Origin of the sequence: Spirillospora sp. CA-294931 (genome assembly GCF_050946795.1) — a bacterium.
GTDB lineage: Bacteria > Actinomycetota > Actinomycetes > Streptosporangiales > Streptosporangiaceae > Spirillospora.
In genome coordinates this window covers 7567525-7587463 of sequence record NZ_CP192006.1, presented here as the reverse complement: position 1 = coordinate 7587463, position 19939 = coordinate 7567525, and the positions used below count along the sequence as shown (strand labels likewise).

Below are 19939 nucleotides of genomic sequence, written 5' to 3'. Positions count from 1 at the left end.
GCCCCACCCGTCCCCTTCCCCTCTGACAACGGCCTGTGCTAGGTGTTGCACTGGCTGCAAAACGTCAGCCCACGTCCGCGCCGCGCTCTCACCCCCGCCCGAGGAGCGACGATGACCAAGCCGACCACGACCATGCGAGCCCGAGGGCTCGGCTCCCATCTCCAGGAGCTGCGAAGCAAACGAAAGCTCACGCTCAAACAGGTCGCGACCAGGCTCGACTGGTCGATGGCCACGCTCAGCCGCACGGAGAACGGCCTGCGCACGATCAGCCCCGAGGATCTCGGCTCGCTGCTGGTCCTGTACGAAGTCCCCGCCCACGAGCGCGCCAGGCTGTTCGCGCTGGCCCGCGACGACGATCACCCCGGCTGGTGGGAAACGGGCGAGGCCGTCCTGCCCGACCAGCTGGTCTCGCTGATCAGCTTCGAGGCGCACGCCACCGCGATCACCGAGGTCCAGGTGACGCTGGTGTCCGGGCTGCTCCAGCTGCCCGAGTACACCCGCGCGCTGCTGGCCGGCGGCGGCGTCCCCGACAACGAGATCGAGGCACGGGTCTCGGCCCGGCTGGGACGCCAGGCGCTGCTCTCGCGGCCCGAACCCCCCAAGCTGCTGCACATCATCGACCAGGCCGCGCTGCACCGCCAGATCGGCGGCGCGGCCGTCATGGCGGCCCAGCTGCGCCATCTGGTCAGGCTCGGCGAGCGCGACGAGATCACGATCCAGGTCATCCCGTTCGGCGCGGGCGCCCACGCGGCGATCAACGGGTCGTACATCGTGCTGGAGTTCGAGAAGGCGCCGACCATCGTGCATCTGGAGCACACGGCCTCGTCCCTGTTCCTGGATCTTCCGGGCGACATCGGGCGTTATGTGGACGGGGTGAAGGCGCTTCAGGACGTCGCCCTGCCCCCCGACCGTTCGCTCCTGATGATCGAGAAGGTGGCGGACCAGCACGAAAGGCGAGGTGATCATGCCCACGTCCCTCCGGTGGCGTAAGTCCAGCCACAGCGGCACCGAGACCGCCTGCGTCGAGGTCGCCGCCGCGGACCGCGCCCTGTGCGTCCGCGACTCCAAAGACCCCGCAGGCCCCGTCCTGTCCCTTCCCCCCGAAGCCTGGGTCTCTCTTACGAAAGCAATTTGCAGGGGAGCCCTCGACCCGCGCTGATGCCGTCGGAGTTACGATCTGCCGGGTTGTGGACGCGCCAATCTCACTTGGTTGCGCGTCCACAACCCGGCGTATCTCCTCCAGAAGGGCGCCACGGCCGCATCCAGGCCCATGCAATTTGCATGAAGTAGAAGATCAAATTGGTGCAGGGCTTCTCACGCGTTACGCGACCGCTAGTCACTGCATGTATGAAGGTCGCGACGGAAATCTGCGACGACCTCTTCTCTTGTATCCCGAACCCCCCGTGAGGCATGGCAGGGCCGTTGCAGTAACCCGAGCTGAAACGTTTGCGAAATGAAACTTCCAAGGCATTCTCCATAGATTTTTCCACTGAGAAGCAGCAGACGTGGTCTGACGTGCATCTAATGTGTGGACTTGGCCGCGGTGAGCTGTGACGGGATCTTGGGGGAAGCATGGATGTCGATGAGTTCGGTCAACAGACCAATCAATGTCGACTGGAGTTCATGCCATCGTTCCGTCTGCATCTCGCTGATCAAGAAGTGCCCATGACGAGGGGACTTGCAGCCTTGGTTGTCAGCGTCGTTCTCGAAGGGGAGCGAACTAGTCGAAGAATGCTGCAAGCGCGAATGTGGCCTGACCTTTCTCCCAGTGATGGATCAAAGCGACTTCGGCAATTGCTGTGGAGGGTTGGGCGGGCAACAGACAACAGGCTCCTTGAGGTAACTACGGAAAACGTGAGTCTATCGGCAGATGTTCTTGTCGATCTCCATCACGCTGAGGAGCGTGCCCGAAAAATCGTTGATGACGAAGAGATGTGTACAGATCCTTTGGAGTGGAGGTTCCTGCGCTTCGAGTTGCTGGCCGGCTGGGCTGACGACCGAGTGGTTGAGATGCGTGCTCGCTGGGATCGTCTGCGCATGATGACTCTTGAGCATCTGGCGGAAAAGTTTCTTGAAGCGGGAAAGTTTGTCGATGCAATCGAGACGGCCAATGCTGCGTCCACGGTGGATAGTCTCAGTGAGGCATCGCATCGAATTCTGGCGACTGCCTATCTGCGGCGCGAGGATCCAGCGAGTGCTTGGCGCGTATATGTGAAGTATCGAGCTCTCCTTCTGCAAGAAATTGGCCTGGAACCGAGTTCAAATTTTCGTGAGCTCTTCAGTGACGCCAGGGTTATGCACACCGCGAAACAGAAGCCCTCAAAGGCCGCTCCTGGGCGCACCAGTATCCAGTCAACACAGGTCACTCTTATGTGAAGCTCCCAAATTGGTGCTCTACTTGTTTTGGGCAGCCAGAGCTGAGGTTAGTGTTTGGGAGTCAGCAAGATCATATAGATGATATATGTAAAGTCCTGGCGCGCCGTCGAGTCAGATGAGTGAAGTCGATAAGTGTTGAGCGTCAGTTCTTCATTTACCTAAAGGTGGTCATTACTGGTCTTTTCATAAGAGGTCAAAATAGTTGATTCCTGGCGCTGCGTCCTCTAAGATGCCGTGTGTTGGCCGCTGTGGCGTCCAGTAGGGCTGAGGAGGTGGGTGCCATGTCGTCAGCGGGCGTCACTTCACAGTCGATCGAGCCCTCATCGCTGGCTGCTCTCTACGAGCTGCATCGCGCCAGCCTTATACGAATGGCTTCTCTGTTGGTAGGGGATCGGGCAACTGCCGAGGACGTGGTGCACGATGTGTTTCTGCGTATCTGCGATAATTGCCCGCAACTCAAGGATCGCACCAAGCTGGTTGCGTATGTTAGGGCTGCCGTCCTGAATGGAAGTCGCATGGCGTTGCGGCGACGTAGACGTATGCTCGGTCAGGCCGAGATATACGAACCACATTTCTGGTCCGCGGAATCGGCTGCTCTGTTGATCGAGGATCGCAGAGAGGTAGTCCGAGCCATCCGGCGTCTTCCACCCAGGCAGCAGGAAGCCTTGGTGCTTCGCTACTACCATGAGCTTTCGGACGGTGAGATCTCGCGGATAATGGGCGTTTGCTCCGGGACTGTTCGGTCCACGATGGTGAGGGGGCTCGCCACACTTGCGCGTGAGATGGGCGATAGGCCACGGTCGAGTGAATGATGTGGGGAAGTGCTTGAATAACGACTGGTTCTGGTCGGGATCGTATCCCGACCAGAACCAGGTCACCGGTGAATCAGTGTGAGATGTGTCCCCCGACAGTTCCCGCCCAGGAGCGGCCGGTTCGAACCCTGAAGCATGTTCCGCGGGACAGGGTTCCGGTCATGCGGTAAAAGGTGTTCTTCCTGGCGAGGTGCTTCCAGCCGCCCAGAGTCGAGAAGCTTCCGCATCGAATGATTCTCACATGCACGCGATGGTTCCATTCTCTCTCTCGGAGGCTGATCCAGACCGAGCCGCGTGCCGACATGTAGTACCGCCTCGAGGTCCACCGTTCGTAGAGAGGTTGGGTGGTGACTCTCCAGCCACTTATCCTTTTGGTCGTAACGTCGGATGAAGTTGAGGTGCTGGCGGAAGCAGCAGCGGTGTGACGGTTGCCTGTGTCGGTCCTGCCTGTGTCCGCCATGGCTGACGGAGCCAAGGAAGCCACACTGAAGGCCGCCATCGTTAGTGGAAGCATCAGTCGGGAGACAGGACGTCCCTTTTTCTGTGGTTGCATTCCATGCCTTTCTGGTGATTCTTTGCGTGCGAGGCTGGTAGGCATCCTTCCTATGCGGACGGGTGTGACCCGAATATCCCGCCTGGGCGTATTACTTCTGCCTCCAGAACGTCTCCGAGGTGTCTCTGGCGCGTCTCCGGCTTCTGGCTGCTTGACTTCCGCCGGGTGTTGTTAAATAGACCAACGTGGCCATGCTTTCCACCACCGGCGGTGCGGTTGCCGTCGATCTGTCAGTTCGTGATTCCGCCATGTCCTCCCTGGGTATGCGCACAGGAGGCCTGAGCGGCGCAGCGGGTCGCCAAAGCGATAGACGACTCATCACGTTTTCTTGATCATGCCCTCCGGTATGCGCGAGGCTGGCAACGCGACTCTCGTGACCGGGCTTCAGTAGCCCCACAAGGTGGCCAGGCTCGGTCAAGTTCGGGAGACCGCGATACCGAGACCGCATGGTGCTCTCGTTCGCTGAGGATTTGCAGCAGTGCGTGGTGCTCTGGTCTTTGGTTGCCTGCCGCCGTCGCGAACGAGCCGGCCTACGGGGGACGAGACCGCGTCGCGCCTTGCGACCGCTGGACGGGGGAGTTGTTCGTCATCGAGAGCGAGGGCGGGCTCGCCTGCAATTGCTGCCTGCCGATGCTCGGAGGAGGCGCCACGCGGGATGCCCGGTCGGCGAGCGGGTCAGTTGACTGAAGAGATTGCGGTGCGCCGGCCGTCCCGTTCGAGAGGGTGATCAACGGCCGAGCCTGATGGCGGGACGACCGAGCGCGTCGGGGCATCGGGGTGCGGTACGACATCATTGTTGGTGCATGTGACGGGGCCCGATCCTGAGACTTGAGTTGGCGGCGGACGGAGGATTCACCGCGTCTAGCTTCCGCGCGCGGCGGTCGTGCCGGTGCGGCCCTGCTTTGGGTTCGGCGCTAGCCGCCGCCTTCTGCGGCATTCCTGGAGGGGTTCTGCCTTGGGTGTCGTGCTCGCCTATGGCCTCTCTTGGGCGGGCGCCCTGGGCAGGTGCGATTTGAGTGCGTTGGACAGAGACTATTTCCGCCTGAAGAACGCACTACAAACTGCCCTTCTCAGCTTCCTTCGGGGGTCTTGTCCATGGCGTCGAGGAGGGCGCGCATGTCGAGGAGGGCGGCGCGGGCGTGCTCGGTGACCGCGTTCAGGGCCGTCAGGTGGTCCGTCGGTGAGGGCAGGGCGTGCTCGGCCGTGTGGACCAGCCGCGAGGTGTGCTCCAGGACGGTGCCGCGCAGGCCCATGGAGACGCGGTGGCGCTCGGCGAGGACGGCCTCGCCGGTTCGGGCGGCCATGGTCTCCAGGGCGGACGACTCCCAGCGGCGGCCCCGGTAAGCCACCGTCTTGCCCCATGCCCAGAACGGGAAGATGATCAGAGCCGCCAGCAGAAAGGTCGCGACGGCGCCGAAGGCGACCCTTCCCGCGGGGTGGTGGGTGTCGGACTGCATGACCATTCCCGAGCCCGTCAGGACGCCCCAGGGAATGGCGGCGACAAAGGGCGACGGCCACGTATGGACGCCCTTTTTCGAGTAGCAGGCGACCGAATAGACGGCGACCAGAACGGCCGGGGTGCCGAGGATGACGAGGCCGCTGGCCTTGCTGTCGGCCCTCGTCGCGGTGAACAGCCAGACCACGTCGATGAGCATGAGCCCGGCGAGCGTGAGATAGGGGGCTCGGCGTCGCCACCAGAGCGGGGTGGCGCGCAGGAAGGCCGCCAAGATGATCAGGGCGGCGGACGCGGCGTCCCAGCCTCCGAGCAGCGGCTCGGGCGGGCTGAACGCCATGAGGCAGGGCACGCTCGCGCACAGGGCGATGATCGAGGCGTCCAGGACCTCCGGCCAGCCCGGGCCCCGCCGGGTCGTGGCCACCGTCGTCGGCAGCCGCGCCCTGACCTCCCAGCCGTCGGCGTCGGTGGGCCCCGCCGTCACAGCACCCTTCAGCTTCTCCGCGCGGTCGCGCATCCCGGCGATGCCGCGACCGGTGCCCAGGGACGGGACGGTGCCCAATTCGGGAGGCGCCTGGTTGACGATGGAGAGCTCCAGCGCACCCGGGACGTAACAGACCTCGACCGTGATGGGGGCGCCCGGGGCGTAGCGCATCGCGTTGGTGAGCGACTCCTGCGCGATGCGGTAGGCGGCGGTGGAGACCTGGTGACGCAGCCGCCGGGGACGGCCCTCGATCGCCAGCGTGATGGGAATGCCCAGCCTGGCCAGCCCCTGGCACAGGGGTGGCAGCAGGGCGTCCAGGCCCTCGCCGGTGTCGGGGCCCACGACGTCGACCAGGCGGGTCAGCGCGTCGAGCACGTCGCGGCCCGTGTCGGCCGCCGCCGTCAGCGCCTTCTCGGTGAGGTCGGGGTCGTTCATCCGCGCGGCGGCCCCGCTGTGCACGACCACCGCGCTGAGGTGGTGCCCGGCCACGTCGTGCAGGTCGCGGGCCAGGCGCTCGCGCTCGGCCTGCGCGGCCTCGCGCTGCTCGCGATCCGCCTCGGCCAGCCGGGCGGCCAGCTCGCGGCGCCGCGACTTGTACTGGCGGCGGATCTGGCCCAGGGCCGTGATGACCACGTAGAAGAGGGTGCCGAGCACCTCGCTCAACAGCAGGTCGACCGCTCCGTCGTGTGCCGTGACCAGCATGGCCACGCCGCTGGCGGTGATGGCCCCCGCCCCGCCGACCATGGCCACGCGGCGGTCGCGGTGGACGGCCAGCGAATAGAGGGCGATGCCGTCGTTGAGCCCCGAGACCAGCGCCTCGGGGGAGCCCACCGTGATCATCGTGGCGTTGCCGATGAGGACGGTGGCCGCCAGCACCTGCACCGGGGCGACCCGGCGCCAGATCAGGATCACGCAGGAGCCGATCGACGCGCAGATGATCACGATCCACGCGTTGTGGGAGAAGGGCTCGTCGGCCCCCTTGCTCAACGCCCACGTGGCGCCGAGCTGTGCGGGGGCCAGGATCGCGGGCACGGCGAAATCCGGCACATTCGGCCATCGCCGTCCCGCGCCGTTCACGTCGTTCCCCCGAGCTTCCACTGCCAGACCATTATGGGGGCTTGTAAGGGGAACAGGTGTTTTCCACTAAGTGTCGTCTCGAAGGCACGGGGTGTCACCTTCCAGGCGCATGACGGGTTTGGGGCCGCCATAGAGCCGGACGGTGAATGTGACCGCCGGGACGTCGCGAGTCATGGTGAAGGTCCTATTGCGCCCTTTGCCTTTGGGCGGTGTCGTCAAGCGGTAGCCGCGCCCGCCGATGAGGTCGAGCATGACGGCCGAGGCGTGGTTCACCGGGACCGAGGCGGACGGGCTGGGGCGCAGCGGAAGTTCGGCCAGCAGCGTCCGGTGCGCCTTCCCGTCGGGGCACGGCGCCGTGCGGGTGGAGACGACCCGGGCCTTCGCCCCCGGGGCGGCGAGCCAGCGTGTGGCGGACGGCATCACCATCGAGGAGTCGGCCTTCAGCCGGTCGGCGGACTCGGAGAGCGCGGGCCCCCGCGCGCACCCTGCCATCAACGCGGCCCCGGCGATCCCCCCGGCGAGTCCGCGTGTGAATGTGGACACGCCGCGTAGCCTAATCCGAGAGCGGCCGGAAACTACGGAGGGTAATAGCTTCGTTACGACCCTGGCCCGTTCTCGGCGGTGGAAATATGCCAGACGTGCGTGGCCGGTTCGGGGTGTTCGCGGCCGCCGTGGGGTTCGTGGCGGCGGCGGTGATCGGCCTGCCCTGCGGGACGGCCTCGGCCGACGACCCGTCCCCGAACCCGGGGGAGCGCATCCCCGCCTACGACGTCGCGTTGACGATCGGGGTCGACGGCGTCCTGAACATCCGGGAAACGATCACCTACGACTTCAATCTGGGCGGCGAGCACGGCATCGTCCGGCGGGTTCCCTACCGCGAGAACAACCGGCTGTACGAGATCCGGGACGTGCGCACGAGCTCGTCGACGGGCGCGCCCGCCCGCGCCGAGACCGACAAACGCCTGCACGACGTCCGGATCAGCGTCGGGAACGAGCGCCGGACGGTGACCGGGCGGCAGGCGTACGTCATCGAGTACAAGGTGGCGGGCGCCTTCACACCCCTGCAGGGACGTGACGAGGTCAGCTGGGACGCGATCGGCACCGACTGGAACGTCCCGATCGGGGAGGCCGCCATACGGGTCGAAGGGCCGGTGCCGCTCCGGCGCATCGGCTGCCTGGCGGGCCGGGCCCCCGCCACGACCCGGTGCCTGCGCGACCGCGACGGCCCCTACGCGATGGACTTCACCCAGCGGGGGCTGCGCCCGCACGAAGGGATGGTCGTCAAGGTCGTGTTGCCCAAGGGCGCCGTCGACGTGGCCGTGCCTCGCTACGCCCCGCCGCACTGGGCCGGTACCTGGACGGGAACCCTGTTGCTGGTGTGCGCCCTGGGGGCCGTGGTGCTCACGGGAGTGCGCCGTCCTCGCGGCTACCCGGGGGACGTGCTAATCGCGTCGGGCGCCACGCTGATCCTCGCGGACGCTCTCGACAACATCGTCGCCGACGACGTCTGGGCGTTCTCCCTGGGAGACCTGTGCCTGGCCGGTCTCGCGCTGGCGATCACCGGTGCCGCGCTGCGCGTTTCGAACCTCGGAACACATTGAGCCGACGGCGCCGCGTTCGCGCGCGAAGTATGACGCGGACGCCTACCGGGTGTGTGTTGACAGTGTTCGTCTGGGCTGTTCACAGGGGAGGTCGCGGGTTTCGGACACCGGAACACGCAACGGGCGCGCCTCGGGAGGATTAGAGTTGATCGGTACGTCTCGGGGGCGAACCGATCGGCCCTCCCGGGCGAACTAACCACTGGCGGTACGGCTGAGGAGGCGCTTGGCGTGCGGGAATACCTGCTCACCATTCTCGTCGCCACCGTCGCCGCCTACCTGCTGACCCCCGCCGTCCGGCGGTTCGCCGTGTGGTTCGGGGCGCAGGCCGTCCCGCGCGACCGCGACGTCCACACGATCCCGACGCCGAGGCTGGGCGGCCTGGCGATGTTCGGCGGGATGGTCGCGGCGCTGGTGGTGGCCTCCGGCCTGCCCGAGATGCGCCGGGTCCTGTCCAACGGAGACCTGGACGTCGGCAAGGCGCTGCTGCTGGCGGGCGGGCTGATCGTCCTGGTCGGCATCGCCGACGACCGGTGGGGCCTCGACCCGCTGACCAAGTTCGCGGGCCAGGTCGCGGCCGCCGGGATCTTCATCATGCAGGGCATCCAGCTGTATGTGATCCCGCTGCCCAACGGCGACTCGATCTCCCTGCCGCCCGCATACGGGGTGCCGCTGACCGTCTTCCTCGTGGTCGCCACCATCAACGCGGTCAACTTCATCGACGGCCTGGACGGCCTGGCGGCGGGCGTCGTGGGCATCGCCGCGATGGCGCTGTTCTCCTACGCCTACCTGCTGTCGCGCGAGGCGGGCATCACCACGCTGAGCGGGGCGACGCTGACCGCCGCCGTGCTGGTCGGGATGTGCGCGGGCTTCCTGCCGCACAACTTCAACCCCGCCAAGATCTTCATGGGCGACACCGGGTCGATGCTGATCGGGCTGCTGCTCAGCGCCTCGACGATCATGCTCACCGGGCAGTTCGACCCCGCGCTGATCGAGAGCTACGCGCTCTTCCCCTTCTATGTGCCGATCCTGCTCGTCCCGGCGGTGGCGGCGGTGCCGTTCGTCGACATGCTGCTGGCGGTCTGGCGCCGCACCAACCAGGGCCGCTCGCCGTTCGCGCCGGACAAGCTGCACCTGCACCACCGGCTGCTGGAGCTCGGCCACTCGGTCCGCAGGGCCGTCCTGATCATGTACTTCTGGGTCTCGCTGATCGCCTCCAGCCTGGTCGGGCTCTCGCTGACCAACTCCCTGGCAACGGTCGTCTCCGTCACGGGGGTCGTCGCGATCGCCGGAATCGCCATCATGGTCGCGGTGCCCCGGCTGGCCGCGCGGCGCGCGCGCAGGCCCGAGCCGCGCGAGACGCCGGCCGAGCGGCCGCGCCAGCCGGTGTGATCCACATCACCTTTCGTCACGGCCCCGGCTACAGCCGGTGGCGCGTTCCAACCGCAAGATCGTGGACGTCGGACCGTTCCCAGGTGGGACACTTGGGCCGGGCGAGCGGTTCTCGGGAGCGGGCGTCCTGACCTGGGCTACAGTCCCTGTTACCTGGGTGACCTGCGAGAACGCGAAGCCGTTACATCTGGGGTAATTGCGGGCGTTCTGGACGCTTGTGATACCTTTCACGAACAAGAGCCGACCACTGACCGTGACCAGCCGGAGCCCTCATGCAATCTTCCGACGCCCGGATTCTCCGCGGCGCCGCGATCCCGACCGGGCTGGTCGGGGTGGGCGCCATCGTCCTCAGTGCGCTCCTGGCCGGCGGCAAGGGAGCCCTCGCCGCGGCCCTGGCCTCGGTGGTCGTGATCGTCTTCTTCTCGCTCAGCGCCGTCGTCGTGGGCTGGGCCTCCAAGATCTCCGCGCAGACCATGATGCTGGCCGCGCTGGCGAGCTACGCCGTGAAGATCCTCGCGGTGATGCTGCTGGTCTCGTCCCTGGACGGCGTCTCGCTGTGGAACACCAAGGTCTTCGGCTGGACGGTCGTCGGCCTCGCCCTCACCTGGATCGCGGCCGAGTTCCGCGTGACCATGAAGTCCCGTCTCTACATCGACGAGCCGGCCGAGAACTCGCGGGAAACCGCAGATGAGGCCGGTGCGTCCAGCCGCCGGAGCCCATGATGGCGCTCACGGTGGCAGTCATGTCCGTAATGGACTACTCCAATATGACCACTGGGGGGGTGGCCTGCTATCGTCCGGAGCGCGATGAGCGAGGAGGAGCGCCGGCCCGAAGACGGCCAGGGCAGCTTCGCCGACGCCGCTTGGTCCGTCCCCGGGTATCTGCTCTCCGGGATGGCAATCTGGGGCGGTCTCGGCTGGCTGCTGAGCCGCTGGACGGGATGGCCCCTGTTCACGCCGATCGGTCTGGTCATCGGCGTCGGACTCGCCATCTACCTGGTCTATGTGAAGTACGGCCGCGACTGACCCTGCACGGCGAGCTCGTGGCTACGCAAGCCCTCTTGTTCAATCACCACGTTGAAGGGAACGCCGCGTGAACGCGCAGACGGTCCTCGCCTCCTCAGGCGGAGAGGAGTTCAAGGCTCCAGGGCCCGAACTCTTCGATTTCCCTCCGCTCTTCGCCGGCGGCCCCGAGTGGCTCACCAAGCCGGTGGTCTTCGCCGTGGTCGGTGCGCTCTTCGTGTGCGTACTCGCCTGGAGCGCCTTCGCCAAGCCCAAGCTGGTACCCCGGGGCATGCAGAACCTTGGTGAAGTCGGCTACGTCTTCGTGCGCGAGCAGGTGGCCCGGCCCTTCCTGGGCAAGGACGCCGAGCGCTGGATGCCGCTGCTGATCTCGCTGTTCTTCCTCATCTGGACCTGGAACATCATGGCCGTCGTCCCGGTCATCCAGTTCCCGATCGCCTCGCACATCGCCTTCCCGGCGGTGCTGGCGGTCAGCATCTACCTCCTCAAGGTCTACCTGGGCATGAAGAACCAGGGGCCGGTGAAGTACTTCACCAACATGATCCCCAAGGGACTCCCCAAGCCGATCTACGTGCTGCTGGTCCCCATCGAGTACCTTTCGACCCTGGTTCTGGCCCCGTTCACCCACGCGGTCCGACTGTTCGCCAACATGTTCGCGGGCCACATCATCCTGGCGTTCTTCAGCCTGGTCGGGTTCTGGTTCCTGTTCGAGAAGCCCACCCCCCTCGGTGCGGGACTGGGCGTGCTCGGTGTGATCATGACGATCGCCATGACCGCCTTCGAGATGTTCATCCAGTTCCTGCAGGCCTTCCTGTTCACGATGCTCGCCGCCATGTACATCGGCAGCGGGCTCCACGCTGACCACTAGGTCTCCCTTCTCACCTCGTTCAACCCAGACCGGTGGAGAAACGCCACCGGCCGACAGAAAAGGAAAGAGCGAATGCTCGCTGAAGCACTTCCCGTCGTGGCCGCGGTCGAGGGCAACGTTGGCGCCATCGGCTATGGTCTCGCCGCCATCGGCCCGGGCATCGGCGTGGGCATCATCTTCGGTCAGGGCGTGAACGCCATCGCCCGCCAGCCCGAGCTGACCGGCGTCATCCGCCAGAACATGATGCTGGGCTTCGTTCTCACCGAGGCGCTGGCCCTCATCGGCCTCGTCGCGCCGTTCATTTACTGACGCGACCCAACTCTGACGGAGGGCTGCAGACATGATCAGAGCAGCTACGATTCTCGCGGCGGAGAAGAACAACCCTCTCATTCCGCACACGTATGAGCTGGTCGTCGGGATCTTCTCGTTCGCGGTCGTCGTCCTGGTCGTCGGTAAGATCCTCGTTCCGCGGATTCAGAAGACGCTCGAAGAGCGGACCGACGCGATCGAGGGCGGGCTCAAGCGCGCCGAGGAAACCCAGGCCAAGGCCCAGGAGGCCTACGAGGACTACCAGGCCCAGCTGAAGGAGGCGCGGCACGAGGCGTCGCGGCTCCGGGAGCAGGCTCGCGAGGAGGGCGCGCAGATCATCGCCCAGATGCGCGAGGAGGCTCAGGCCGAGGCCCGCCGGATCGTGGCGGCCGCCCAGACCCAGATCGAGGCCGAGCGGCAGTCCGCGCTGGCCTCGCTGCGCGGCGAGGTCGGTGCGATGTCGGTCGAGCTGGCCGGACGCGTGGTGGGCGAGTCCCTGACCGACGACGCCCGGCAGAGCCGCGTGGTCGACCGGTTCCTCGAGGAGCTCGAAGGCCGCGCACGCAGCCAGGAGCAGATCACCTCATGACCATCACGGGAGCGGTGAGCAGGGTGTCGCTGGCCGAGGCCAGGGATCGGCTCGAGGCGGTCATCGCCACGGCCGACCTGAACCGGCTCGGCGGCGACCTGTTCTCGGTGCTGAACCTGATCGACCGTGAGCACGGTCTGCGCCGGGCGGTCTCCGACCCCTCGCGCGAGGGAGCCGACAAGGCGCGGCTCGTCCAGGGGCTGCTTGAGGGCAAGGTCGAAGCGGCCGCTCTCGAACTGGTCGCGGACGTGGTCCGCCTGCGCTGGTCCAAGCCGTCGGAGCTGTCGGACGCGGTGGAGACCCTCGCGGTCACCGCCGAGGCCGCCCGCGCCGAGGCCGCCGGACGCATCGACGACCTGGAGGACGAGCTGTTCCGGTTCTCCCGTGTCGTGGAGGCCGAGCCGGATCTTCGCCGGGCCCTGACCTCACGGGCGCTGCCGATCGACCGCAAGCTGGGCGTGGTGGACGCGCTGCTGGAGGGCAAGGTCACCGCGTCCGCCCAGGTGCTGATCACCGAGCTGGTGCTGCGGCCGCGAGGCCGTAGCCTGGAGGCCGGGCTGGCCGAGTTCGGCAAGCTCGTCGCCCAGCGGCGCAAGCGGCTGGTCGCGCTGGTCCGCACCCCAGTGGAGCTGACCGAGGGCCAGAGGCAGCGGCTCGCCGCCGTGCTGGCCGCCGCGTACGGCCACGAGGTACACCTGAACATCGAACTCGACCCCGCGACGGTGGGCGGTCTGTCCATCCAGATCGGGGACGAGATCATCGACGGCACGATCGCCGGACGGCTGGACGAGGTCCGCCGTCGGCTCGCCGGTTGAGCTGACCCCAGAGGGAGCAAGAGAGGAATCATGGCGGAGCTGACGATCCGTCCGGATGAGATCCGGAACGCGCTGGAGCGCTTCGTCCAGTCGTACGAGCCTGAGGCCGCCGCGCGCGAAGAGGTCGGCACCGTTGTCGATTCCGGCGACGGTATCGCCCACGTCGAGGGCCTGCCCTCGGCGATGGCCAACGAGCTCCTCGAATTCGAGGACGGTACCCGTGGCCTGGCTCTGAACCTGGACGTGCGTGAGATCGGCGCCGTTGTCCTTGGTGACTTCAGCAAGATCGAGGAGGGCCAGAAGGTCCGCCGCACGGGCGAGGTCCTCTCGGCCCCCGTCGGCGACGCCTTTCTCGGTCGAGTCGTCGACGCGCTGGGCAACCCCATCGACGGCAAGGGCGCCATCGAGTCTTCCGAGCGCCGCGCGCTCGAACTGCAGGCCCCCACGGTCGTGCAGCGGCAGTCCGTCAAGGAGCCGCTGCAGACCGGTATCAAGGCCATCGACGCGATCACGCCGATCGGCCGGGGTCAGCGACAGCTGATCATCGGTGACCGGCAGACCGGCAAGACCACGGTCTGCGTCGACACCATCATCAACCAGAAGGAAGCCTGGCTCTCGGGCGACGAGTCCAAGCAGGTCCGCTGCGTCTACGTCGCGATCGGCCAGAAGGGCTCCACGATCGCCAACGTCCGCCGCACCCTCGAAGAGGCCGGCGCGCTGGAGTACACCACGATCGTCGCGGCCCCCGCCTCCGAGCCGGCCGGCTACAAGTACATCGCCCCCTACACCGGGTCCGCGATCGGCCAGCACTGGATGTACCAGGGCAAGCACGTCCTGATCATCTTCGACGACCTGTCGAAGCAGGCCGAGGCCTACCGCGCGGTCTCGCTGCTGCTGCGCCGCCCGCCGGGCCGTGAGGCCTACCCGGGTGACGTCTTCTACCTGCACTCGCGTCTGCTGGAGCGCTGCGCGAAGCTCTCCGACGACCTGGGCGGCGGCTCGATGACGGGGCTCCCGATCATCGAGACCAAGGGCAACGACGTCTCGGCGTACATCCCCACGAACGTCATCTCGATCACCGACGGCCAGTGCTTCCTGGAGACCGACCTGTTCAACCAGGGCGTCCGGCCGGCGATCAACGTCGGTATCTCCGTCTCCCGAGTCGGTGGATCGGCGCAGGTCAAGGCGATGCGCAAGGTCGCCGGCACCCTGCGTCTGGCGCTGTCGCAGTTCCGTGACCTGGAGGCCTTCGCGGCCTTCGCGTCCGACCTCGACGCCGCCTCCCGCGCCCAGCTCGACCGCGGTGCCCGCCTGACCGAGCTGCTCAAGCAGCCGCAGGGCGCGCCGTTCCCGGTCGAGAAGCAGGTCGTCTCGGTGTGGGCCGGTACCTCCGGCGAGCTGGACGACGTCCCGGTCGAGGACGTCCGCCGGTTCGAGCGTGAGTTCCTGGAGCACGTCGAGCGCACCCAGGAGGGCCTGCTGACCTCCATCCGCGAGACGGGCCAGCTCTCCGACGACGCGCTGACCACCCTGAAGGACTCGGTCACCGAGTTCAAGAAGGGCTTCGAGACCACCGCCGGGGACCTCCTCGGCGAGGACGAGACGGTCGAGGGCGTCGAGCAGGAGACGATCACCCGCGTCAAGAAGGACTGACGGCCATGGCCGCACAGCTTCGTGAACTCCGGCAGCAGATCAAGTCGGTCAAGTCGACCGCGAAGATCACGCGTGCCCAGGAGATGATCGCAACGTCGCGGATCGTCAAGGCCCAGCAGGCGGTGGCGGCGTCCAAGCCGTACGCCGACCAGATCACCTCGGCGCTGACCGCGCTGGTCAGCCATCACGTCGGCATCAGCCACCCGCTGCTCGCCGAGCAGCCGGAGGACAACCGCAGCGCGGTGCTGATCATCACCAGCGACCGAGGGTTCTGCGGCGCCTACAACGCCAACGTGATCCGTGAGGCCGAGGCCCTGATGGGCCGGCTGCGGGAGCAGGGCCGCGAGCCCGTCCCGTACCTGATCGGCAACAAGGGCATCACCTGGTACAGGTTCCGTGAGCGGGAGTTCGCGGAGTCCTGGAACGGCGTCAGCGAGCGTCCCGACTTCGCCAGCGCCGAGCTGATCGGGCGCCGGCTCACCGAGGACTTCCTCAAGACCGACGCCGAGGGCGGGGTCGGTGAGATCCACGTGATCTACACCGAGTTCGTCTCGATGCTGACCCAGCAGGTGCAGGTCCGGCGGCTGATGCCGCTGGAGATCGAGGAGCGCGAGGAGTCCAAGGCGGTTCCGCCCGCCTACGACTTCGAGCCGTCCGCCCAGGCGGCGCTCGACCTCCTGCTGCCCAACTACGTCGAGAGCCGCATCTTCCACATGCTGCTGCAGTCGGCCGCGTCCTTCCAGGCGTCGGTCCGGCGGGCCATGAAGTCGGCGACCGACAATGCCAATGAACTGCTCGGGGTCTACACGCGCCAGATGAACCAGGCGCGGCAGGCCGCGATCACCCAGGAAATCAGCGAGATTGTCGGTGGCGCGAACGCGCTCGCCGATTCTGGCGGGGAGTGAGAAATGACTGCACAGGTAGAGACTGCGACCGCGGCCGGGCGCGTCGCCCGGGTCATCGGTCCGGTCGTCGACGTGGAGTTCCCCGCCGACGACATTCCGGAGATCTACAACGCGCTCAAGGCCGAGGTCACGCTCGGCGGCGAGACCAAGACGCTGACGTTCGAGGTCGCCCAGCACCTGGGTGACAACATGATCCGCGCCATCTCGATGCAGCCGACCGACGGCCTGGTCCGCGGCGCGCCCGTGGTCGACACCGGAAACGCGATCTCGGTGCCGGTCGGCGACGTGACCAAGGGACACGTCTGGAACGCCCTGGGCGAGACCCTCGACGTCCCCACCGCGTCGCTGGAGATCAACGAGCGCTGGGGGATCCACCGCAAGGCCCCGCCGTTCGACCAACTGGAGTCGCGGACCGAGATGCTGGAGACCGGCATCAAGGTCATCGACCTGCTGTCCCCGTACGTCAAGGGCGGCAAGATCGGTCTGTTCGGCGGCGCGGGTGTGGGCAAGACCGTCCTCATCCAGGAGATGATCCGTCGCGTCGCCCGCAACTTCGGCGGCACGTCCTGCTTCGCGGGCGTCGGCGAGCGGACCCGTGAGGGCAACGACCTTTGGGTCGAGATGGACGAGGCGGACGTCCTCAAGGACACCGCGCTGGTCTTCGGCCAGATGGACGAGCCCCCGGGCACCCGTCTTCGCGTGGCGCTGTCGGCGCTGACCATGGCCGAGTACTTCCGTGACGTCCAGAACCAGGACGTGATGTTGTTCATCGACAACATCTTCCGGTTCACCCAGGCCGGCTCGGAGGTCTCCACCCTGCTCGGCCGCATGCCGTCCGCGGTGGGCTACCAGCCGACCCTGGCCGACGAGATGGGCGTGCTCCAGGAGCGGATCACCTCGACCCGCGGTAACTCGATCACCTCGATGCAGGCGATCTACGTCCCCGCGGACGACATCACCGACCCGGCGCCGCACACCACGTTCGCGCACCTCGACGCGACCACGGTGCTCTCGCGAGGCATCTCCGAGAAGGGCATCTACCCCGCGGTGGACCCGCTCGACTCGACCTCGCGGATCATGGACCGGCAGATCCTGGGCAACGAGCACTACGACGTCGCCCAGGAGGTCATCCGCATCCTGCAGAAGTACAAGGAGCTGCAGGACATCATCGCCATCCTCGGTATCGACGAGCTCTCCGAAGAGGACAAGGTCACCGTCAACCGGGCGCGGCGCATCGAGCGCTTCCTGTCGCACCCGATGTACGTGGCCGAGCAGTTCACCGGCCAGCCCGGTGTGACGGTTCCGCTGAGCGAGACCATCGAGTCGTTCAAGGGGATCGCCGAGGGCAAGTACGACCACCTGCCCGAGCAGGCGTTCTTCATGTGCGGCGGCATCGAGGACGCCGAGCGCAACGCCAAGGAGCTGGCGAAGTAGTCGCCCCGGCGGGCCGGGCCCACGGCCCGGCCCGCCGGACACGCTCAGCGTTTCGATTGGGAGGATGGACACGTGGCAACCCTGAAGGTCGGGCTGGTCTCACCGGAGCGTGAGGTCTGGTCCGGCGAGGCCAAGATGGTGGTCGCGCAGACCATCGAGGGCCAGCTCGGCATCCTGCCGGGCCACGCCCCGGTGCTGGGCGTCCTCCTCGACGGCAGCGTGGTGAAGATCGAGCGCGCCGACAACGGCGAGATGATCACCGCCATGGTCGGCAGCGGCTTCTTCTCCATCGCGGACAACGAGGTCTCCGTGCTGGCCGAACAGGCCGAGCTCGGCGACGAGATCGACGTGTCCGCCGCCCGCGAGGACCTGCAGAGCGCGCTCTCGTCCTCGGGCGAGGGGACGCCGGCACGACGGGCCCGGGCGCGCCTGCGCGCCGCGGGCGCGGAGGACTAGCCTGCGTTGACCGGTCAGCTGGCACTGGACGCGGGCGGGATCATCGCCGCCGTCGTCCTGCTTGCCGCGATGCTGTTCGTCGCGGTCGCGTTCCGCCGCTGGCTGTTCGTCCGCGGCGGCGGCACCGTGGAGTGCAGCCTGCGGCTGATCGGCGAGGACGGCGTGCCCGGCGCGTGGCGTCTGGGCATCGGCCGCTATAAAGGGGACGTGCTGCACTGGCACCGCGTCTTCGGTTTCAGCAGAAGGCCCCGGCAGGTGATCCACCGCCGGGGCCTTGTCGTATCCAACCGCCGCGCTCCCGACCCGGGAGAGTCCGGCGGCCTCGTCCCCGAGGCCGGGATCATCGAGGTCCGCGACGGCGACCTCACCGTGGAGCTGGCCATGAGCTCCGCCGCCCTGACGGGCTTCCTGTCCTGGCTGGAGGCCGCGCCCCCCGGCTTCCCCGTAGACATCCCCGACCAGGACTGACCCTCGACCCTGGCCGTTGTCAGAGGGCGGCGATGTGGATCGAGCCGGTCTCGGTGTGGACTTTGATCTTTTTGGGGCTGCGGCTGTCCTGGTGCAGGGCGGGGTCGGCCTTGGTGGAGCCGACATCGGTGCTCATGTCCAGCGCGAATCGGGTGCCGCGGGGGAGTTCGACGAAGACCGAGCCGGTGTCGGTGCGGGTGTCGAGCGAGTCGGGCGGGACGGGCAGGCGGAGCTTCACGGCGCCCGCGGCGGTGCGGGTGGTGAGCTTCTTGGCACGCAGACCGGCGACGACGATGAAGCCGGTGTCGGTCTCCAGCGAGGCGGTGTCGGCCTGGCCGCTGACGGAGATGCGGCCCGCCTGGGCCGAGGCGTCCAGCGACCGGGTGCGCACGTCGGTGGCGACGATCGAGCCGGTGTCGGTCTTCAGTTTCAGGGCGCCGGTCAGGCCCGCGACCTCCATCGCGCCGCTGTCGGCCGACACGTCGACGGCGAGACGGCGCGGGACCTCGACCCGATAGGAGATCCCGCAGGAACCGATGCCGATGACGATGTTGCCGCACTTGGCGCTCAGTTCGACCACCCCTCCGGCGGTGGAGCGTTGGGTGCGGGGCTTGTTCTTGTCGTTGGTGAAGGTCAGGCGCTCGCGCACCTTGATGCCCGGAGAGTCGGTGCCGACCACCTCGATCTCGCCGGTGTCGCCCCTGACCTTGAGCGCGGTGAAGGAGCCGGTGAGGTCGTAGGAGCGATCCTCGTGGCGCTTGCTCGCGTCGAAGGTCAGCCCGCCGCACCCCGTCAACGCCGTCGCCGCGACCGCCGTCGCCGCCAGGCCTGCCACCGTCTTCACGTCGTCTCCCCGCAGTGGTCGGAACTCACGCGCTCAGCCTCACATCGTCCGGAGCGCCGGGAAAGGAGGCGGTCTGGGGGGTCCGGGGTGGGGATAACCCCACCGTCAGCGCTCGCCGCCGGGCTTCCACAGGACGTCGCCGTGCTCGGCGTTGGCGACGCGGCCCAGGATGAACAGCAGGTCGGAGAGCCGGTTGAGGTATTTGGCGGTCAGCGGGTTGACGCCGCCGGGCGCCGCGTCGGCGTCCCCGTCCGGGGCGGAGCCGTGTGCTTCGAGCGCGGCCCAGGCCGAGCGCTCGGCGCGGCGGGTGACCGTCCGGGCGACGTGCAGCAGGGCCGCGCCGGGGGTTCCGCCCGGGAGGATGAAGCTGCGCAGCGGCTGGAGGGCGGCGTTGTGCTCGTCGCAGGCGGCCTCCAGATGGTCGATGTAGGACGCGTCGACCCGCAGCGGGGGGAATTCGGGGTCGGGGACGACCGGGGCGCACAGGTCGGCTCCGACGTCGAAGAGGTCGTTCTGGACGCGGGTGATCAGCGTCACCAGCGGCTCGGGCAGCGATCCGAGGGCGATCGCGGTGCCGAGGGCGGCGTTGGCCTCCTCCACGTCGGCGTAGGCGGCCAGCCGGGGGTCGGTCTTGCTGGTGCGGGACGCGTCTCCGAGCGCGGTCGTCCCGTCGTCTCCGGTGCGGGTGTAGATGCGCGACAGCACGACGGGGGTCTCCCTGTTCTTCGCCATGTCGATCACCTTAGCCGCCCGCCCCGGGGGCGGAGACCTTGCAGGTAGAACCGGGTTCGGTAGGGTCTGTAGGTACTTACGGAGTACGACCCCGGAGGC

At 67.3% G+C, this 19939-nt stretch carries 21 protein-coding genes; 17 read left to right on the top strand and 4 right to left on the bottom strand.

Going from position 1 to position 19939, the window contains the following annotated elements:
- Window positions 1-111: 111 nt before the first annotated feature.
- The 4 genes from ACQPY4_RS34340 (at window position 112) to ACQPY4_RS34325 (ending at window position 3188) form a co-directional block, all read left to right on the top strand.
- Window positions 112-990 (top strand): helix-turn-helix domain-containing protein, encoded by an 879-nt coding sequence (locus ACQPY4_RS34340; RefSeq protein WP_433328173.1) that lies wholly within the window; start codon window positions 112-114, stop codon window positions 988-990.
- Window positions 965-1159 (top strand): DUF397 domain-containing protein, encoded by a 195-nt coding sequence (locus ACQPY4_RS34335; RefSeq protein ID WP_433328171.1) that lies wholly within the window; start codon window positions 965-967, stop codon window positions 1157-1159. Before ACQPY4_RS34340 ends, ACQPY4_RS34335 begins: the two co-directional genes overlap by 26 nt.
- Window positions 1160-1572: 413 nt before the next feature.
- On the top strand, window positions 1573-2376 hold the full coding sequence (locus ACQPY4_RS34330) for an AfsR/SARP family transcriptional regulator (protein ID WP_433328169.1): 804 nt from the start codon (window positions 1573-1575) through the stop codon (window positions 2374-2376).
- Between the two features lie 281 nt (window positions 2377-2657).
- Window positions 2658-3188 carry an RNA polymerase sigma factor gene (locus ACQPY4_RS34325; RefSeq protein ID WP_433328167.1) on the top strand — a complete coding sequence of 177 codons (531 nt, stop codon included), beginning with the start codon at window positions 2658-2660 and terminating at the stop codon, window positions 3186-3188.
- A gap of 1623 nt (window positions 3189-4811) precedes the next feature.
- On the opposite strand, the gene ACQPY4_RS34320 is transcribed toward ACQPY4_RS34325, so the two are convergent.
- Together ACQPY4_RS34320 and ACQPY4_RS34315 are read right to left on the bottom strand one after the other, a co-directional pair.
- The gene (locus ACQPY4_RS34320; protein ID WP_433328165.1) at window positions 4812-6776 is read right to left on the bottom strand and encodes a sensor histidine kinase; all 1965 of its coding nucleotides are present in this window, start codon (window positions 6774-6776) and stop codon (window positions 4812-4814) included.
- Window positions 6777-6821: 45 nt separating this feature from the next.
- Window positions 6822-7298, bottom strand: a complete 477-nt coding sequence (locus ACQPY4_RS34315; RefSeq protein WP_433328163.1) for a hypothetical protein — start codon at window positions 7296-7298, stop codon at window positions 6822-6824.
- Window positions 7299-7384: 86 nt separating this feature from the next.
- On the opposite strand from ACQPY4_RS34315, the gene ACQPY4_RS34310 reads away from it, so the two are divergent.
- From ACQPY4_RS34310 to ACQPY4_RS34250, 13 genes are all read left to right on the top strand, one after another.
- On the top strand, window positions 7385-8356 hold the full coding sequence (locus ACQPY4_RS34310; RefSeq protein ID WP_433328161.1) for a DUF2207 domain-containing protein: 972 nt from the start codon (window positions 7385-7387) through the stop codon (window positions 8354-8356).
- A 228-nt stretch (window positions 8357-8584) separates the two neighbouring features.
- The gene (locus ACQPY4_RS34305) at window positions 8585-9745 is read left to right on the top strand and encodes an MraY family glycosyltransferase (protein WP_433328159.1); all 1161 of its coding nucleotides are present in this window, start codon (window positions 8585-8587) and stop codon (window positions 9743-9745) included.
- 272 nt (window positions 9746-10017) lie between these two features.
- The gene (locus ACQPY4_RS34300; RefSeq protein ID WP_433328157.1) at window positions 10018-10467 is read left to right on the top strand and encodes a hypothetical protein; all 450 of its coding nucleotides are present in this window, start codon (window positions 10018-10020) and stop codon (window positions 10465-10467) included.
- An 84-nt stretch (window positions 10468-10551) separates the two neighbouring features.
- Window positions 10552-10770: an AtpZ/AtpI family protein gene (locus tag ACQPY4_RS34295; protein ID WP_433328155.1), complete on the top strand. Its 219-nt coding sequence runs from the start codon at window positions 10552-10554 to the stop codon at window positions 10768-10770.
- A 67-nt stretch (window positions 10771-10837) separates the two neighbouring features.
- Window positions 10838-11635: a F0F1 ATP synthase subunit A gene (gene atpB, locus ACQPY4_RS34290; protein ID WP_433328153.1), complete on the top strand. Its 798-nt coding sequence runs from the start codon at window positions 10838-10840 to the stop codon at window positions 11633-11635.
- A gap of 72 nt (window positions 11636-11707) precedes the next feature.
- Window positions 11708-11944 carry an ATP synthase F0 subunit C gene (gene atpE / locus ACQPY4_RS34285; RefSeq protein WP_433328151.1) on the top strand — a complete coding sequence of 79 codons (237 nt, stop codon included), beginning with the start codon at window positions 11708-11710 and terminating at the stop codon, window positions 11942-11944.
- A gap of 31 nt (window positions 11945-11975) precedes the next feature.
- On the top strand, window positions 11976-12533 hold the full coding sequence (locus ACQPY4_RS34280; RefSeq protein ID WP_433328149.1) for a F0F1 ATP synthase subunit B: 558 nt from the start codon (window positions 11976-11978) through the stop codon (window positions 12531-12533).
- On the top strand, window positions 12530-13348 hold the full coding sequence (locus ACQPY4_RS34275; protein ID WP_433328147.1) for a F0F1 ATP synthase subunit delta: 819 nt from the start codon (window positions 12530-12532) through the stop codon (window positions 13346-13348). The genes ACQPY4_RS34280 and ACQPY4_RS34275 overlap by 4 nt, the downstream gene beginning before the upstream one ends.
- A 30-nt stretch (window positions 13349-13378) precedes the next feature.
- On the top strand, window positions 13379-15001 hold the full coding sequence (gene atpA / locus ACQPY4_RS34270) for a F0F1 ATP synthase subunit alpha (RefSeq protein WP_433328145.1): 1623 nt from the start codon (window positions 13379-13381) through the stop codon (window positions 14999-15001).
- 5 nt (window positions 15002-15006) lie between these two features.
- Window positions 15007-15906 carry a F0F1 ATP synthase subunit gamma gene (locus ACQPY4_RS34265; RefSeq protein WP_433328143.1) on the top strand — a complete coding sequence of 300 codons (900 nt, stop codon included), beginning with the start codon at window positions 15007-15009 and terminating at the stop codon, window positions 15904-15906.
- A 3-nt stretch (window positions 15907-15909) separates the two neighbouring features.
- Window positions 15910-17340: a F0F1 ATP synthase subunit beta gene (gene atpD, locus ACQPY4_RS34260; RefSeq protein ID WP_433328141.1), complete on the top strand. Its 1431-nt coding sequence runs from the start codon at window positions 15910-15912 to the stop codon at window positions 17338-17340.
- Window positions 17341-17412: 72 nt separating this feature from the next.
- Window positions 17413-17796 carry a F0F1 ATP synthase subunit epsilon gene (locus tag ACQPY4_RS34255; RefSeq protein ID WP_433328139.1) on the top strand — a complete coding sequence of 128 codons (384 nt, stop codon included), beginning with the start codon at window positions 17413-17415 and terminating at the stop codon, window positions 17794-17796.
- Between the two features lie 6 nt (window positions 17797-17802).
- Window positions 17803-18264, top strand: a complete 462-nt coding sequence (locus ACQPY4_RS34250) for a DUF2550 domain-containing protein (RefSeq protein ID WP_433328137.1) — start codon at window positions 17803-17805, stop codon at window positions 18262-18264.
- A gap of 19 nt (window positions 18265-18283) precedes the next feature.
- On the opposite strand, the gene ACQPY4_RS34245 is transcribed toward ACQPY4_RS34250, so the two are convergent.
- Window positions 18284-19108, bottom strand: a complete 825-nt coding sequence (locus tag ACQPY4_RS34245) for a DUF4097 family beta strand repeat-containing protein (protein ID WP_433328135.1) — start codon at window positions 19106-19108, stop codon at window positions 18284-18286.
- A 105-nt stretch (window positions 19109-19213) separates the two neighbouring features.
- Entirely contained in the window at window positions 19214-19840 is a 627-nt protein-coding gene (locus ACQPY4_RS34240; RefSeq protein WP_433328133.1) for a cob(I)yrinic acid a,c-diamide adenosyltransferase, read from the bottom strand.
- Between the last annotated feature and the right edge of the window lie 99 nt (window positions 19841-19939).